At 28.0% G+C, this 12,550-nt stretch carries 19 protein-coding genes; 7 read left to right on the top strand and 12 right to left on the bottom strand.

The annotated features are described in order from the left end of the window. Positions 1 to 3 precede the first annotated feature (3 nt). The 8 genes from ACTTAY_RS04475 to hspQ all read right to left on the bottom strand — a co-directional run bounded on the left by ACTTAY_RS04475 (position 4) and on the right by hspQ (position 5,124). On the bottom strand, positions 4 to 516 hold the full coding sequence (locus ACTTAY_RS04475; protein WP_440672532.1) for an acyloxyacyl hydrolase: 513 nt from the start codon (positions 514 to 516) through the stop codon (positions 4 to 6). A gap of 6 nt (positions 517 to 522) precedes the next feature. After that, positions 523 to 882, bottom strand: a complete 360-nt coding sequence (locus tag ACTTAY_RS04470; RefSeq protein WP_440672531.1) for a cytochrome c-type biogenesis protein — start codon at positions 880 to 882, stop codon at positions 523 to 525. Further along, the gene (locus tag ACTTAY_RS04465) at positions 879 to 1,397 is read right to left on the bottom strand and encodes a DsbE family thiol:disulfide interchange protein (protein WP_440672530.1); all 519 of its coding nucleotides are present in this window, start codon (positions 1,395 to 1,397) and stop codon (positions 879 to 881) included. The genes ACTTAY_RS04470 and ACTTAY_RS04465 overlap by 4 nt, the downstream gene beginning before the upstream one ends. Further along, positions 1,394 to 3,268, bottom strand: coding sequence for a heme lyase CcmF/NrfE family subunit (locus ACTTAY_RS04460; protein WP_440672529.1), 1,875 nt, complete (start codon positions 3,266 to 3,268; stop codon positions 1,394 to 1,396). The genes ACTTAY_RS04465 and ACTTAY_RS04460 overlap by 4 nt, the downstream gene beginning before the upstream one ends. Continuing rightward, entirely contained in the window at positions 3,269 to 3,688 is a 420-nt protein-coding gene (ccmE, locus tag ACTTAY_RS04455) for a cytochrome c maturation protein CcmE (protein ID WP_440672528.1), read from the bottom strand. It lies immediately after the preceding gene. Positions 3,689 to 3,698: 10 nt separating this feature from the next. After that, positions 3,699 to 3,923, bottom strand: a complete 225-nt coding sequence (locus ACTTAY_RS04450; protein WP_440672527.1) for a heme exporter protein CcmD — start codon at positions 3,921 to 3,923, stop codon at positions 3,699 to 3,701. Next, positions 3,920 to 4,627, bottom strand: a complete 708-nt coding sequence (gene ccmC, locus ACTTAY_RS04445) for a heme ABC transporter permease CcmC (RefSeq protein ID WP_440655013.1) — start codon at positions 4,625 to 4,627, stop codon at positions 3,920 to 3,922. Before ccmC ends, ACTTAY_RS04450 begins: the two co-directional genes overlap by 4 nt. Positions 4,628 to 4,803: 176 nt before the next feature. Further along, positions 4,804 to 5,124 (bottom strand): heat shock protein HspQ, encoded by a 321-nt coding sequence (gene hspQ, locus ACTTAY_RS04440; RefSeq protein WP_262589942.1) that lies wholly within the window; start codon positions 5,122 to 5,124, stop codon positions 4,804 to 4,806. An 87-nt stretch (positions 5,125 to 5,211) separates the two neighbouring features. Here hspQ and ACTTAY_RS04435 point away from each other — a divergent pair, with 87 nt between their 5' ends. Both ACTTAY_RS04435 and ACTTAY_RS04430 read left to right on the top strand, forming a co-directional pair. After that, positions 5,212 to 5,763 carry a septation protein A gene (locus ACTTAY_RS04435; protein ID WP_440619109.1) on the top strand — a complete coding sequence of 184 codons (552 nt, stop codon included), beginning with the start codon at positions 5,212 to 5,214 and terminating at the stop codon, positions 5,761 to 5,763. Further along, positions 5,756 to 6,100 (top strand): DUF2794 domain-containing protein, encoded by a 345-nt coding sequence (locus tag ACTTAY_RS04430; RefSeq protein WP_440672526.1) that lies wholly within the window; start codon positions 5,756 to 5,758, stop codon positions 6,098 to 6,100. The genes ACTTAY_RS04435 and ACTTAY_RS04430 overlap by 8 nt, the downstream gene beginning before the upstream one ends. A 1-nt stretch (position 6,101) precedes the next feature. Here ACTTAY_RS04430 and ACTTAY_RS04425 read toward each other — a convergent pair whose 3' ends face one another. Next, complete coding sequence (locus tag ACTTAY_RS04425; protein ID WP_262589945.1) at positions 6,102 to 6,863, bottom strand: Bax inhibitor-1/YccA family protein; 762 nt, start codon at positions 6,861 to 6,863, stop codon at positions 6,102 to 6,104. Positions 6,864 to 6,942: 79 nt separating this feature from the next. Here ACTTAY_RS04425 and ACTTAY_RS04420 point away from each other — a divergent pair, with 79 nt between their 5' ends. From ACTTAY_RS04420 to ACTTAY_RS04400, 5 genes are read left to right on the top strand one after another with little or no spacing between them, the layout of a single operon-like run. Then, entirely contained in the window at positions 6,943 to 7,977 is a 1,035-nt protein-coding gene (locus tag ACTTAY_RS04420) for an aldo/keto reductase (RefSeq protein WP_440672525.1), read from the top strand. Next, positions 7,968 to 8,477: an invasion associated locus B family protein gene (locus ACTTAY_RS04415; RefSeq protein ID WP_440672524.1), complete on the top strand. Its 510-nt coding sequence runs from the start codon at positions 7,968 to 7,970 to the stop codon at positions 8,475 to 8,477. The genes ACTTAY_RS04420 and ACTTAY_RS04415 overlap by 10 nt, the downstream gene beginning before the upstream one ends. A 4-nt stretch (positions 8,478 to 8,481) precedes the next feature. Beyond that, complete coding sequence (locus ACTTAY_RS04410; protein ID WP_440672523.1) at positions 8,482 to 9,669, top strand: argininosuccinate synthase; 1,188 nt, start codon at positions 8,482 to 8,484, stop codon at positions 9,667 to 9,669. Positions 9,670 to 9,673: 4 nt separating this feature from the next. Next, the gene (locus ACTTAY_RS04405) at positions 9,674 to 10,291 is read left to right on the top strand and encodes a DsbA family oxidoreductase (RefSeq protein ID WP_440672522.1); all 618 of its coding nucleotides are present in this window, start codon (positions 9,674 to 9,676) and stop codon (positions 10,289 to 10,291) included. 1 nt (position 10,292) lies between these two features. Beyond that, a complete protein-coding gene (locus tag ACTTAY_RS04400) occupies positions 10,293 to 11,432 on the top strand; it encodes an FAD-binding domain-containing protein (RefSeq protein WP_440672521.1) in 1,140 nt (379 codons plus the stop codon). Here the strand turns inward: ACTTAY_RS04400 and ACTTAY_RS04395 are convergent. The 3 genes from ACTTAY_RS04395 to ACTTAY_RS04385 are packed head-to-tail and all read right to left on the bottom strand — an operon-like array spanning position 11,429 to position 12,550. Next, positions 11,429 to 11,650, bottom strand: coding sequence for a hypothetical protein (locus ACTTAY_RS04395; RefSeq protein WP_023854586.1), 222 nt, complete (start codon positions 11,648 to 11,650; stop codon positions 11,429 to 11,431). The genes ACTTAY_RS04400 and ACTTAY_RS04395 overlap by 4 nt on opposite strands. After that, entirely contained in the window at positions 11,643 to 11,834 is a 192-nt protein-coding gene (locus ACTTAY_RS04390) for a hypothetical protein (protein ID WP_262589953.1), read from the bottom strand. Before ACTTAY_RS04390 ends, ACTTAY_RS04395 begins: the two co-directional genes overlap by 8 nt. Beyond that, complete coding sequence (locus ACTTAY_RS04385; protein WP_440672520.1) at positions 11,831 to 12,550, bottom strand: type 1 glutamine amidotransferase; 720 nt, start codon at positions 12,548 to 12,550, stop codon at positions 11,831 to 11,833. The genes ACTTAY_RS04390 and ACTTAY_RS04385 overlap by 4 nt, the downstream gene beginning before the upstream one ends.

Raw genomic sequence — 12,550 nt, 5'->3', positions numbered from 1 at the left:
GTATTAGAAGCTTTTAAAGAAATTAAACATATAACTATTTGCCCCAGGATTTTTACTTCCTAAACTAGCATTAGATATATGATTATATGAAAAACCAAATTGACTGCTCTCAGACATATCTAAAGAAATTTGTAACTCAGATTTAAATTCTAAAACGTGACCTAAATCTTTTCCATCACCTTCGTGATATAATCCTGGAGTAAAACTTGGATTAAAATTTAAAGAACCTATTTTATATTGTGCTTCTACTCCTGTATAAACATAAGCTGCACTGTCAGCTGTAAGAAGAGCACCAGTAATAGGTGACAAATTTCCTAAAAAAGTATCTCTGTTTAGGTTTTCATTTTGATGCTGAAAACCTATTAAAGTTGATTTTTTTCCATCATCACTAAAATCAAACATACCTGTGTAAACATTAAATTCTGTATTTAGATCTCTCTGTTTGATTTCTTCTGCATTTGAAGAAATCGTAAAAACTAGAAATGAAAATAAAATTAAAAATTTTTTTAAATACATTTTGGATTATTTTTTAAATTTTAGTTTTTTAAAGATTATTGCACCTCCAAGTAAAAATATCAATATTGGCAATAACCAAAGAATATAAGTATTTTTATTTAAAGTAGGGTCATACAAAATCCATTCACCATATTTTTCCTTAAAAAAATCATAAATTTGGTTTTCAGATAATCCTTCCTCAAGTTTTTTATCAACTAAAATTTTCATACTATTTGCGAAATCAGAATCTGAATCGTACACAGATTGACCCTGACAAATTAAACATCTTAAATTTTTGGTAATCTTATTTCTTTCAAGCTGATCATCAGCAAATGATATTTTTGGAATTAATAATAAAATAATTATAATTGTCTTTAAAATTTTCATTTTATAATCGAGTTAATTTCATTAATTAATTCTTCATTAAGCGGTCCAATATATTTTGTAACTATTTTATTTTTATGAATTAAAAAAGTTTCTGGCACACCATATGCTCCCCACTCTATTGAAATTGTACCATCTTCATCTAATAATATTGTTTCGTATGGATTTCCCAATTTTATTAGAAAATTTTGAGCATTATTAAAATTATCTTTATAATTTAATCCAACTAAAGTTACTTTATTGTTTTCACTTAATTTCATTAAATAAGAATGTTCTTGTCTACAGGGCACACACCATGAGGCCCATATATTTAATAAATAAAATTTATTTGAATTAAATATTTCTGATGAGTTAACATTTTCTTTGCTATCAAACTTAACACCAGAAAAAATTGGAATATCTTTTTTTATTTCTGACTTAGGGGTATAGATATTTGTTTCCTGTAAACCTTTATAAAATATAAAAAAAATAATTATAAAACTTATTATTATTATTGAAGGTATTAATTTATCTTTCATATTCTCTTTCTAAACAAACTTAATATTCCACCCATACTTAATAATAACACTGACACCCATATCCAAAGCATAAAAGGTTTGTCTTGATATCTAACATTAAAATATTCCTGATTTTGCACTAAGTTTATGACAATAAATTTATCTTTCATTAAAGAAGTTTTAATATCAGCTTCACTGGTTACTATATTTGGCTGATTATAAATTCTTAACTCTGGAGACATTTTATTAATTTCTCCATCTGAGGAAATTATTTTAAAATTTGCTACCACTGAGCTAAAATTTTTTTCACTTCTCTGGTTTACATCTTCAAGTATAATTTTAAATTTTGAATTTTCATAACTCTGACCAATTTTAAGATTGGTAATTACTTCGCTAGAAAGTAAATTATTAAATAAAATACTTAAAATTAATAAGCTAAATCCAAAGTGAGCAATAGTTTGAGAAATGTTTTTAAATTTTTTTGCAAAAAAATCCCTTACAGTAATAAAAAACAAATAAAATGCACTTGAGATTAAAATAGTGTTTACAAGTAAATTTTTATCAAAATTCTTAACAATTAAATATGATATTAAAATCGATATAAATAATAAAAATATAAGAATTTTTTTACTCTCTAAGTTAGATTTAATCCATTTCAATTGAGGTCCAATTGCCATAGCAATTAAAAATGGAATTAGGAAAGGGATAATTAGTTTATGGTAAAACGGTGGACCAACAGATATTTTTTCTGAGGAAATTACATCTAAAAAAATTGGATACACTGTACCGATTAAAACTACAGATAAAAAATACATCATGAACCAATTATTCAATATAATTGCACTTTCTTTACTTAACCAAAAAAGATTTATTGAATTCTTTTGATCCTCTTTATGAAAAAAGAAAAAAATAAATAAAGAAATAAAAATTAGAACAAACAAAAATATTAATATGAATAGACCTCTTTCTGGGTCGTTAGCAAAAGTATGAACTGAATTAAGGATACCTGATCTAACTAAGAAAGTTCCACACATACTAAGTGTAAATGTAGCTATAGATAAAATTATAACCCAAGAAGTTAAAATCAATTTTTTCTCTAAAACTAATATACAATGTAATAATGTGGTCAATGCTAACCAAGGCATAAGAGATACATTTTCAACTGGATCCCAAAACCAAAATCCTCCCCATCCAAGTTCATAATATGCCCAAATAGAACCTAGTAAAATTCCCAATGTCAAAAATATCCAAGAAACCAAAGTCCATTTTTTTATATGGGTTGCCCAGCTTCCTGAAACCATTTTTAAAGTTGTGGCTGCTAGTGCGGAGGAAAATATTATTGATGAACCAACATAGCCTAAATATAAAATAGGTGGATGAATTGCTAATGCTGGATCTTGCAATATTGGATTTAACCCTAAACCTTCCACAGGAATTGGAAATAAGAAATTAAATGGATTAGAAGTTTTTAATAAAAATATAAAAAAACCAATAATTATTATCTGCTGAAATATTGTTGTTAGAGTTTTATATTTTATTGATTGATTATTTGTTCTTAGCAAAAAAATGAAAATGAATAATGTTAGAACCAACAACCACAGCAACAAACTACCCTCGTGGTTTCCCCAAGTCCCTGTAATTTTATAGAATAAAGGTTTTGTAGTATGAGAGTTATTAAACACAGTTTCATTACTAAAATCTGAGACTACAAAAGATAAAACTAAACCAAAAAAACTAATAACAACAAAAAATAATTGTAAAAATGATAATGATAATATTTTAGTATCCAAAATTTCTGAATTTCTAAAATTTTGAACTGAAAAATAGATCAAAATTGAACCACTAATTAATCCTAAAATTAGAGCATAATATCCAACAACGCTATAAATCAATTAATTTTCCTCCAATGCAGCTTTAACCTCTGGAGGCATATAATTTTCATCATGCTTGGCTAAAATTTTTGTTGCTGAAAAGAAATTTCTATCTTTCAAAACACCTTCGGCTACAACTCCCTTTCCTTCTTCAAATAAATTTGGGACAGCACCTGAATAGGTAACATTAATTTCATTTTTAAAATCTGTAATAATAAAATTCACTTCATTAGAATTCATACTAATAGAATTTTTTTTAACCATTCCACCTACTCTGATTTTATTATTTGTTAGCTCTGTTAATGACTTAATTTCTGATGGAGATTGAAAATAAACAACGTTTTCTTCTAAAGATTTTAGAACTAAAAAAACAGTTAAAATTAAAATTAATAAGATAGTAGTAACAAACAGAAATCTCAACTTAACTTTTCGACCATACATTGATCAAAAATTAGTTATTTGTTGCGTCAGCTAAAATTTCTTTATTTATTCTTTGTGATTTTGCGGAATTAGCTTGTTCAGTGTTAAGTGATCCAAATTTAGCAACAAATTTATTTTGTTCTTTAATAAATTGAACCTTTGTTACTAAATATAAACTTAGGAAACTTAATAAAGTAAAACCAAATGCAGATAATACGTATACTGCATATCCATTCATAAATAATTCGTTAATCATAATCTATCTAAGCCTTTATTTTTAATTTTTATCAGTTCTGTATTATATTTCATTAAGAAAATTAACAACGAAAATAGAGCAAATGCCGCAGTCATTATCAATAATGGATAAAGCATTGATGAATGGATTGAGCTTTTAGATAAGATATTTATTGAGGCAGGTTGGTGAAGTGTATTCCACCAATCAACAGAGTACTTAATTATTGGCACATTTATAATTCCAAGAATGGTAATAAAAGTTGAGATTTTAAAAACTTTTTCTTCATTTTCATAAATTCTCCAAGAGATTAAGTATAAAGCATAAAATAGAGCTAAAATTAACATAGAAGTAATCCTCGCATCCCAGGCCCACCATGTACCCCAAGTAGGTTTCCCCCATATAGAACCTGTTACCAAAGCAATAATATTAAAAACAAAACCAGAGGGTGCTAGACTTTTGGATATTAAAAAAAAATTTTTGTTTTTAAAAATAAATCCTGAAATTGATAAAACAGTTATTGAAGAAAAAATTCCAAGAGAAATCCATGCTGCAGGAACATGAACATACATAATTCTAACAGCGTCACTCTGCTTGTAATCTTCTGGAGACAATATAAGTGCTTCAACTAATCCAACAGATAGAACGATAACGAATAAAAATAAAACATATTTTGGTGCCTTCGAAGTAATTTGAAAAATTTTATTTGGTTCTAAAAGTTTAAACATAACCCTAATTTAGGGATTTATTCTAAAAATACTATTGTGAAAAATTATCTGATCAAGAATGAAAAGGGGGAGATAATAAAGAAAGATTAACTTTTAACACTCTTGATCAGAATATGACTATTTATAAAAAATTAGTGTGGCCTAGATTGGAAATAAATGTGTTTGAATAATGATAGCTAATTAGAAAGCTTGAAATAGCTTGAGCCTTTTTTTCCTGAAAAAATTTCTTCAATTAATGGATGTTTTATAGGCTCATCTGAATCGTCCATTAAAAGGTTTTGCTCAGAAACATAGGCTTCGTAAGTAATTTCATCATTTTCAGCAAGTAAATGATAAAAAGGCTGATCTTTTCTTGGTCTAACGTTTTTAGGAATAGACTGATACCATTCCTCGGAATTGTTAAACTCGAAGTCTACATCATAAATAACACCTCTAAATTCGAAGTGCTTGTGTTTAACAATATCTCCAATTGAGAATTTAGCTTTTTGGATTGCCATGTAAGTTAGTATGGGTATTTAAAAATAAAAATCAATGTAAAAAATATTAATGTTTTGTGATGTGGCAAATATGTTAATATCTTTTAAGTGAATAAATCTTTTTTAAAATTTGTTACTGATTTTGGACCTTTAGCAATATTTTTTTTCTATTATTACAACAGTGGAAAAAATTTATCAGTAGCAATTCCTCCCTTAATAGTTGCAACTATTATTGCATTAGCTGTTGTTTGGTTTTTTGAAAAAAAAATACCACCGATGCCTTTGTTAAGTGGAATTTTAATAACTTTTTTTGGAGGTCTCACTATCTACTTTAATGATCCAATATTTATTTATGTAAAACCAACAATAATAAATATCATGTTTGCTTTGGCTTTATATTTTGGGAAATACTTTACGAAAGAACCAGTGCTTAAAAAAGTTATGGGTAAATCAATACCTTTGTCAGATATTGGATGGGAAATTTTAAATCGAAGATGGATGTTTTTTTTCTTCGGTCTTGCATTATTAAATGAATTTGTTTGGAGAACACAAACTGAAGAATTTTGGGTTAATTTTAAAGTATGGGGGATGCTTCCAATAACAATAGTGTTTACTGGATTTCAGGTACCTTTAATAAATAAACATAAAATAGATGCTTAATAACTTAAGATTAGTAGTAAACAATCCACATAACAAAATAGAGGAAAAACAATTTTTTGAAAAAGATGAGCTTAAAATTATTTTAGATCTTTATGCTAAGATGGTTTCCGAAGGATCTTGGAAAGATTATGGTCTCAACATATCAAGCAAACAAGTTAGCTTTAGTGTATTTAGGAATGCAGCAGAAAATGCGCTCTATAAAATCTGTAAAAACTTTAAGCCAAAAAATAAGAATTTAAAATACCTAATCACAGATACAAGCGGTAAGATTTTAAAAAATTCTTACGAACTTAAGTCTTTGCTTAAAAATACTAATTGGAAGAAACTTCAAAAATAAATTATCGTCTTTGACCAAAAAGTCTTAACAACATTATAAACAGATTAATAAAGTCTAGGTATAATGTTAAAGCACCCATTACTGCTTTTTTTCCTACGATTTCACCAGAGTCACTTGCAACATACATGTTTTTAATTTTTTGAGTATCATAAGCTGTTAAACCTACAAAAATTAAAACACCTAAAATTGAAATTACAAAGTACATCATTGAAGACTTTAGGAAAATATTAACGATTGATGCAATAATTATCCCAATCAATCCCATCATTAAAAATGATCCAAACTTCGTTAAATCTCTTTTAGTTGTATAACCATAAATACTCATCGCTCCGAAAGTCGCTGATGTTATGAAGAATACTCTAGTAACACTTAAACCAGTATAAACTAATAAGATTGAAGATAAAGATAGTCCCATTAAAGCTGCAAACACCCAAAATGTTGTTTGAGCTTTTGAAGCGCTCATCTTATTAATTCCAAAACTCATGTAAAAAACGATACCTAAAGGAGCCAACATTACTAACCATTTAAGTCCTGACAAATAAATTGCATTCCCCATTTGTGTTAATCCAACAATTGCTCCTGATTGATCAGTCACGACTGACATCTTAAATGTTATTAATGCAATGATCCCTGTTAACAACACACCTGTTGCCATATAGTTGTAAACTTTTAACATGTAGGCTCTTAAGCCTTCATCCATTACAGCTGCAGTTTGTTGCGCTGCTTTTGCTCTGTTTAATATTCCGTTTTTATCAAATTCCATAATATGCTATATATAATAGTCTTTTAATGATTATTCAAGACACCTTAAAAGATTAATAAAAAGTTAACATAAAACATTAATGAATTACAAAAAATTGGGAAATACCGATCTTGATGTAAGTACAATTTGTCTCGGTACAATGACTTGGGGAGAACAAAATACTCCAGATGAAGCATTTGAACAAATGGACTTTGCTTTAAGCAATGGAGTAAATTTTTGGGACACAGCTGAATTGTATGCAGTTCCTCCTCGTAAAGAAACTTATGGAGACACTGAAGAAATAATTGGTAATTGGTTTGAAAAAACAAAAAAAAGAAAAGAAGTTATTTTAGCTACAAAAGTTGCTGGTCCAGCAAGAGATTATTTAAGAAATGGAGAAAATAGTTTTACAGGTCCAAACTTAGAGTCGGCTTTGAACAATAGTCTCAAAAGACTTAAAACAGATTATATTGATTTATATCAACTGCATTGGCCAGAAAGAAATGTAAATAATTTTGGAAGACTTGGTTATGTTCATAAAGAAAATGAATGGAATAAATTTGAAGATGTTCTTGGGGAATTAGATAAATATATTAAAGCTGGGAAAATAAGATACGTTGGTCTTTCAAACGAAACTCCTTGGGGAGCGTTAAATTATTTACAGCTATCAAAAGATAAAAATTTACCAAGAATGATGTCTATTCAAAATCCATACAGCTTACTAAATAGATCTTATGAAGTGGGATTAGCCGAGGTTTCTATTAGAGAAAAAATTGGATGCCTTGCATATTCACCGCTAGCAAGTGGATACTTGACGGGAAAGTACAGAAATAAAAATTTTCCTAAAGGATCAAGAATGGAAAGAGACTTTGATTTTTGGACAAGATATAGAAAACCTAACACAGAGGCTGCAGTAGAACTTTATTTTAAAATCTGTGAGAAACACAATTTAAATATGACTCAAATGTCTATTAAATTCTGTGAAATTCAAGAATTTATGACAAGTGTAATTATAGGTGCAACTACAATGGGGCAGTTGAAATCAGATATAGAAAGTGTAAATGTAAATTTATCTAATGATGTCATTGAAGAAATCAATCAAGTTCAAACAATTTATCCAAACCCATGTCCTTAATTAAAAAAATATTAATTTTATCAACTATACTTATCTTAAGTTCAAATCATCTATTTGCTCAGGAAGTAAAAAAAATTGGTAAATACAAAGATTGGGAGGCAATGGTGGCATATGAACCTGATGGCAAAGTATGTTTTGCTCAATCAGTACCTGTACTTCAAGCACCAAAATCAAACAAAAGAGATGCAAAATTATTTGTAACTTTTAGACCAGAAGAAAATATTTCAAATGAAGTAAGTGTTACTCCTGGATATGAATTTAATAACAAGAATTCTGTTATTGCAGCATCTGGAAAGAACAAATTTAAGTTTGATATAATGCAACAAGGATTTGCATGGATTGCTGATAACAAAATTGAAGTAAAAATGATTAGTAGAATGAAGAAGGGATCAAGAATAATGATTACTGGATACAATCAAAATGGATCCCAAACAATTGATCATTATTCTTTGCTTGGATTTACCAAAGCGTACAATGCATCAAAAAAAGCTTGCACATAATTAAATGAAATCAAAAAATAAAATTGTACTTGCCTACTCAGGCGGTTTAGATACATCCATAATTTTAAAATGGCTTCAAGAAAATTATAACGCTGAAGTAATTTGTTACACTGCTGATGTTGGTCAAGAAATTGATAGAAAAAAAATTTTTAAGAATGCGAAAAAATTTGGTGTCAAAAATATTATTATCCAAGATTTAAAAGATGTTTTTGTAAAAGATTACGTTTATCCAATGATTAGAGGACATGCGATTTATGAAGGGGTGTATCTTTTAGGGACTTCTATTGCTAGACCATTGATTGCCAAAGACCAAATAAGAGTTGCTAAAAAATTTAAAGCTAATGCAGTTTCACATGGTGCTACAGGAAAAGGAAACGACCAAGTAAGGTTTGAATTAGGCTATCATTACTTTGGACCAAAAATAAAAATTATTGCTCCATGGAGAATTTGGAAATTAAGATCAAGAACTGATTTAATTAACTATGCAAAAAAACATGGGATACCAATACCAAAAGATAAAAAAGGTGCTCCACCTTTTTCAGTAGATGACAATTTATTTCATACATCAACTGAAGGGAAAGTATTAGAAAATCCAAAAAATTCTGCGCCAGAATTTATTTTCCAAAGAACAAGTTCTCCTGAGAGAGCTCCAAACAAGCCTTCATTTATTACCATCAATTTTAAAAATGGAGATCCCTTTGCAATTAATGGAAAAAAAATGTCTCCTTCAAAACTATTAGAAAAATTGAACAACATTGCTGGAAAAAATGGAATAGGAAGAGTCGATTTAGTTGAAAACAGATTTATTGGAATAAAGTCTCGAGGTGTATACGAAACACCAGGTGGAACTTTATTAATTCATGCACATAGAGCAATCGAGTCTGTAACTTTAGATAAAGAAACAATGCATAAAAAAGATCAGATTATGCCAAGATATGCTGAACTTATTTATAATGGTTATTGGTATTCAAAAGAAAGATTTAAACTTCAAAAAATTGTTGATCTTAAAAGAAACAAAGTTAATGGCTCAGTAAAACTTAAACTTTATAAAGGAAATGTAATAATCGAGTCTCGAATTACAAACAGTTCAGCCTACTCTATGAAAAAAGTTTCATTTGAAGAAAATAAAACATTTAACAAATCTAATGTTGAAAGATTTATTAATTTTCATAAGAAAAAACTTCGTTCATAAATAAATGAAAATAAATATATTCGCAGACACTATTTGTGGATGGTGTTACATAGGTCATAAAAATTTAAATACAGCGATTAAAAAATTTCCAAACATAAAATTTGAAATTAAACATATACCTTTTCAATTAAACCCAGATATGCCTCTTGAGGGAATTACTCGTGATAAATATCTTGAGATAAAATTTGGTGGGAAAAAATTTGCAAATCCCATGTATGAAAATATGAAATTAAAAGCAAAAGAGGCTGGAATGAATTTTAATTTAGATAATATAAAAAAAACTCCAAATACAGTTCTATCTCATTTACTAATAATTTTGAGTGAAAAATTTAATATACAAAACCAGATAAAAGAAAAAATTTATCAATCATATTTTATTGATGGTCTCGACATAGGAGATATTGATGTTTTAACCAATATTGCAAAACAACATGATATTTCTGAAGAGATCTTTAAAAACTTTATCAATGATAAAAATATTGAGGATGTAAATTCAAAAATATTAATTGCTAAAAAAAAAAATATAAGTGGTGTTCCGTTTTATGAGATAGGAAATGATTTTATTTCAGGTGCTCAAAGTGCAACTGTGCTAGAAGATGTAATTAAAACAAACTGTAATTAAAATGATATTTGAAACTTCCAGATATGAAGCATTAAATAAATTAGACGATTTCATAAATAATGGTCTTGCAGATTATTCTAAATTAAGAAATTTTGATTTTGGTCCTGAAAAAAGATCCAATATATCATGCTTATCTCCATACATAACACACGGAATTATAAATGAAAAAGAAGTCATCCAGAAAGCTCTAAGCAAATTTTCTTTTTCAAAAAATGAAAAATTTATTCAAGAAGTTTTATGGAGAACTTATTGGAAAGGTTGGCTAGAGCTAAGACCAAATGTTTGGACAGATTATCTTATTGAATTAAATCAAATAAAAAATGAGTTTAAAAATAATAAAAATTACATCTCAGCAATAGAAGGAAAAACAGTTATTGAATGCTTCAATGAGTGGGTTAACGAGCTAAAAGAAAACAATTATCTGCATAATCACACAAGAATGTGGTTTGCTAGTATTTGGATTTTTACTTTAGAACTACCTTGGCAACTAGGTGCGGAATTTTTCATGAAACATCTATATGATGGAGATGCTGCATCAAATACTCTAGGATGGAGATGGGTTGCGGGTATCCAAACTCAAGGCAAACACTATCTTGCTAGTGAATGGAATATTAAAAAATTCACGAACAATAGATTTCAAAATATAAAATTGAATGAAAACGCTCCTCCGAAAATTTCAGAAAAATCTTATCAAATAATAAAACAAGATTTTACTAACCCACAAAATATTGAAGAAAAAAATCTTTTAATTTTTGATAATAATCTCTCATTTGAAATCACTGACTTTAAAGAAAAAAACTTTAAGAAAATTTACTTAGTTTATAACAAAAACGAAAATAGATCTATTAAACTCAGTGAAAAATTAGTGAAATTTAAATCTCAGTTAATAGAAGACCAAGAACAAAGATTAAAAAATCAATCTATTGATTTTCAGTTAATTGATATAAGTGAAGTGACAAACATTGAAAATCGTTATGGTTTGTATCCAGCAGTTGGTGAAAATTTAGACTACTTAAATTCAAATGATATAAATGTGAGTTTTTTATACAGAAACCTTGATCAGTTAGCTTGGCAATATTGTAATAAGGGTTTTTTTAATTTTAAAAATTATATTCCTAAAATTGTTTCAACCTTCAGTTAAAACCATCGGACCATACCTATAATTCCAGCAGTCGCATAGAAGAATTGAAGTAAAAGAATTCCTTTATGGCCACCTCTATAAGCCCAAATTCCAATTAAAATAGCTGACAGAAGCAATAAACAAAATCCAAAAAATTCTATACCTATGTTTAAAGCTACAAATAAAGAATATAATATTGCTGTTATAACCCCTGCCCATTCAAAAATTTTATTATTCATAATTTTTATATATCTCTTCACGCTCACTTTTGTTCATACCCTTTGTTTTTTCTAAAAATTCATTTCTTAACTCTCTTGTTTTAAAAATGTAAAAACAGACTGTATCTTTGCTGTGGTAGATTGCTTTAAGTTCATCATCTATATCGTTTAGCTCATTAGGTATTTCAGTCTTTATGCAAATCATAGAAGTTTTTTGAAATTATTATAAAGGATTGTAGAATAATTGTTCATGTCATTCATATTATCTTTTGCTGATTGATCAAACTTTTTTAAAGCATCACTCCCAAGCTGATCCTCTAAAGCTTTCTTATATTCAGGAACACATCCCCATTCATTGACTGTTGTATCTTTTATTTCTATATGAAATTGAATTCCATAAGCGTGGTTTTGATATTTAAATATTTGATATTTAGTAATCGGTGAGGAAGCCAATAAAGTTATATCATTATTGTTTTCGATTCCCTGGACCTCATAGGAATGCCATTGTAAACTTTTTATTTTATCAGGAAATTGTGAAAACAAATTATCGTTTTCTTTTTCTTTAGAAAAATCAATATCCATAATACCAATTTCTGCAGGATTTGATTTAACAACTTTACCACCCACTACCTCTCCTAATAATTGGCAGCCCAAGCAAAAACCTAAATATGGTTTTCTCAAATCTACAACAAATTCTTTAATTTTTTTCTTTTCTTCAATTAACCATGGATATTCTTTTTCCATATAGGTATCCATTGGTCCTCCCATACAAAACATACCATCAAATTTACTAAGATCCTCTGGTATTTTTTCACCTTCGTCTAACTCTATTGTGGTTAAATTAAATCCATCAGATAGCATTAAATCTTTAATGTAGCCTGGATCCTCTATTTTAATATGTTGTAGTACAATTATATTCAC

This window comes from Candidatus Pelagibacter sp. HIMB1715 (genome assembly GCF_052047595.1).
Taxonomy (GTDB): Bacteria; Pseudomonadota; Alphaproteobacteria; order Pelagibacterales; family Pelagibacteraceae; genus Pelagibacter.
This window is presented reverse-complemented; position numbering and strand designations above follow the sequence as displayed.

What these genes read in the sequence shown, in the direction of transcription:
- ACTTAY_RS04425 (WP_262589945.1), bottom strand. Translation starts at nt 6,863, where the DNA reads ATGGAATTTGATAAAAACGGAATATTAAACAGAGCAAAAGCAGCGCAA.
- ACTTAY_RS04405 (WP_440672522.1), top strand. Translation starts at nt 9,674, where the DNA reads ATGAAAATAAATATATTCGCAGACACTATTTGTGGATGGTGTTACATA.
- ACTTAY_RS04390 (WP_262589953.1), bottom strand. Translation starts at nt 11,834, where the DNA reads ATGATTTGCATAAAGACTGAAATACCTAATGAGCTAAACGATATAGAT.
- ACTTAY_RS04475 (WP_440672532.1), bottom strand. Translation starts at nt 516, where the DNA reads ATGTATTTAAAAAAATTTTTAATTTTATTTTCATTTCTAGTTTTTACG.
- ccmE (WP_440672528.1), bottom strand. Translation starts at nt 3,688, where the DNA reads ATGTATGGTCGAAAAGTTAAGTTGAGATTTCTGTTTGTTACTACTATC.
- hspQ (WP_262589942.1), bottom strand. Translation starts at nt 5,124, where the DNA reads ATGGCAATCCAAAAAGCTAAATTCTCAATTGGAGATATTGTTAAACAC.
- ACTTAY_RS04420 (WP_440672525.1), top strand. Translation starts at nt 6,943, where the DNA reads ATGAATTACAAAAAATTGGGAAATACCGATCTTGATGTAAGTACAATT.
- ACTTAY_RS04430 (WP_440672526.1), top strand. Translation starts at nt 5,756, where the DNA reads ATGCTTAATAACTTAAGATTAGTAGTAAACAATCCACATAACAAAATA.
- ACTTAY_RS04410 (WP_440672523.1), top strand. Translation starts at nt 8,482, where the DNA reads ATGAAATCAAAAAATAAAATTGTACTTGCCTACTCAGGCGGTTTAGAT.
- ACTTAY_RS04395 (WP_023854586.1), bottom strand. Translation starts at nt 11,650, where the DNA reads ATGAATAATAAAATTTTTGAATGGGCAGGGGTTATAACAGCAATATTA.
- ACTTAY_RS04400 (WP_440672521.1), top strand. Translation starts at nt 10,293, where the DNA reads ATGATATTTGAAACTTCCAGATATGAAGCATTAAATAAATTAGACGAT.
- ACTTAY_RS04465 (WP_440672530.1), bottom strand. Translation starts at nt 1,397, where the DNA reads ATGAAAGATAAATTAATACCTTCAATAATAATAATAAGTTTTATAATT.
- ccmC (WP_440655013.1), bottom strand. Translation starts at nt 4,627, where the DNA reads ATGTTTAAACTTTTAGAACCAAATAAAATTTTTCAAATTACTTCGAAG.
- ACTTAY_RS04450 (WP_440672527.1), bottom strand. Translation starts at nt 3,923, where the DNA reads ATGATTAACGAATTATTTATGAATGGATATGCAGTATACGTATTATCT.
- ACTTAY_RS04415 (WP_440672524.1), top strand. Translation starts at nt 7,968, where the DNA reads ATGTCCTTAATTAAAAAAATATTAATTTTATCAACTATACTTATCTTA.
- ACTTAY_RS04470 (WP_440672531.1), bottom strand. Translation starts at nt 882, where the DNA reads ATGAAAATTTTAAAGACAATTATAATTATTTTATTATTAATTCCAAAA.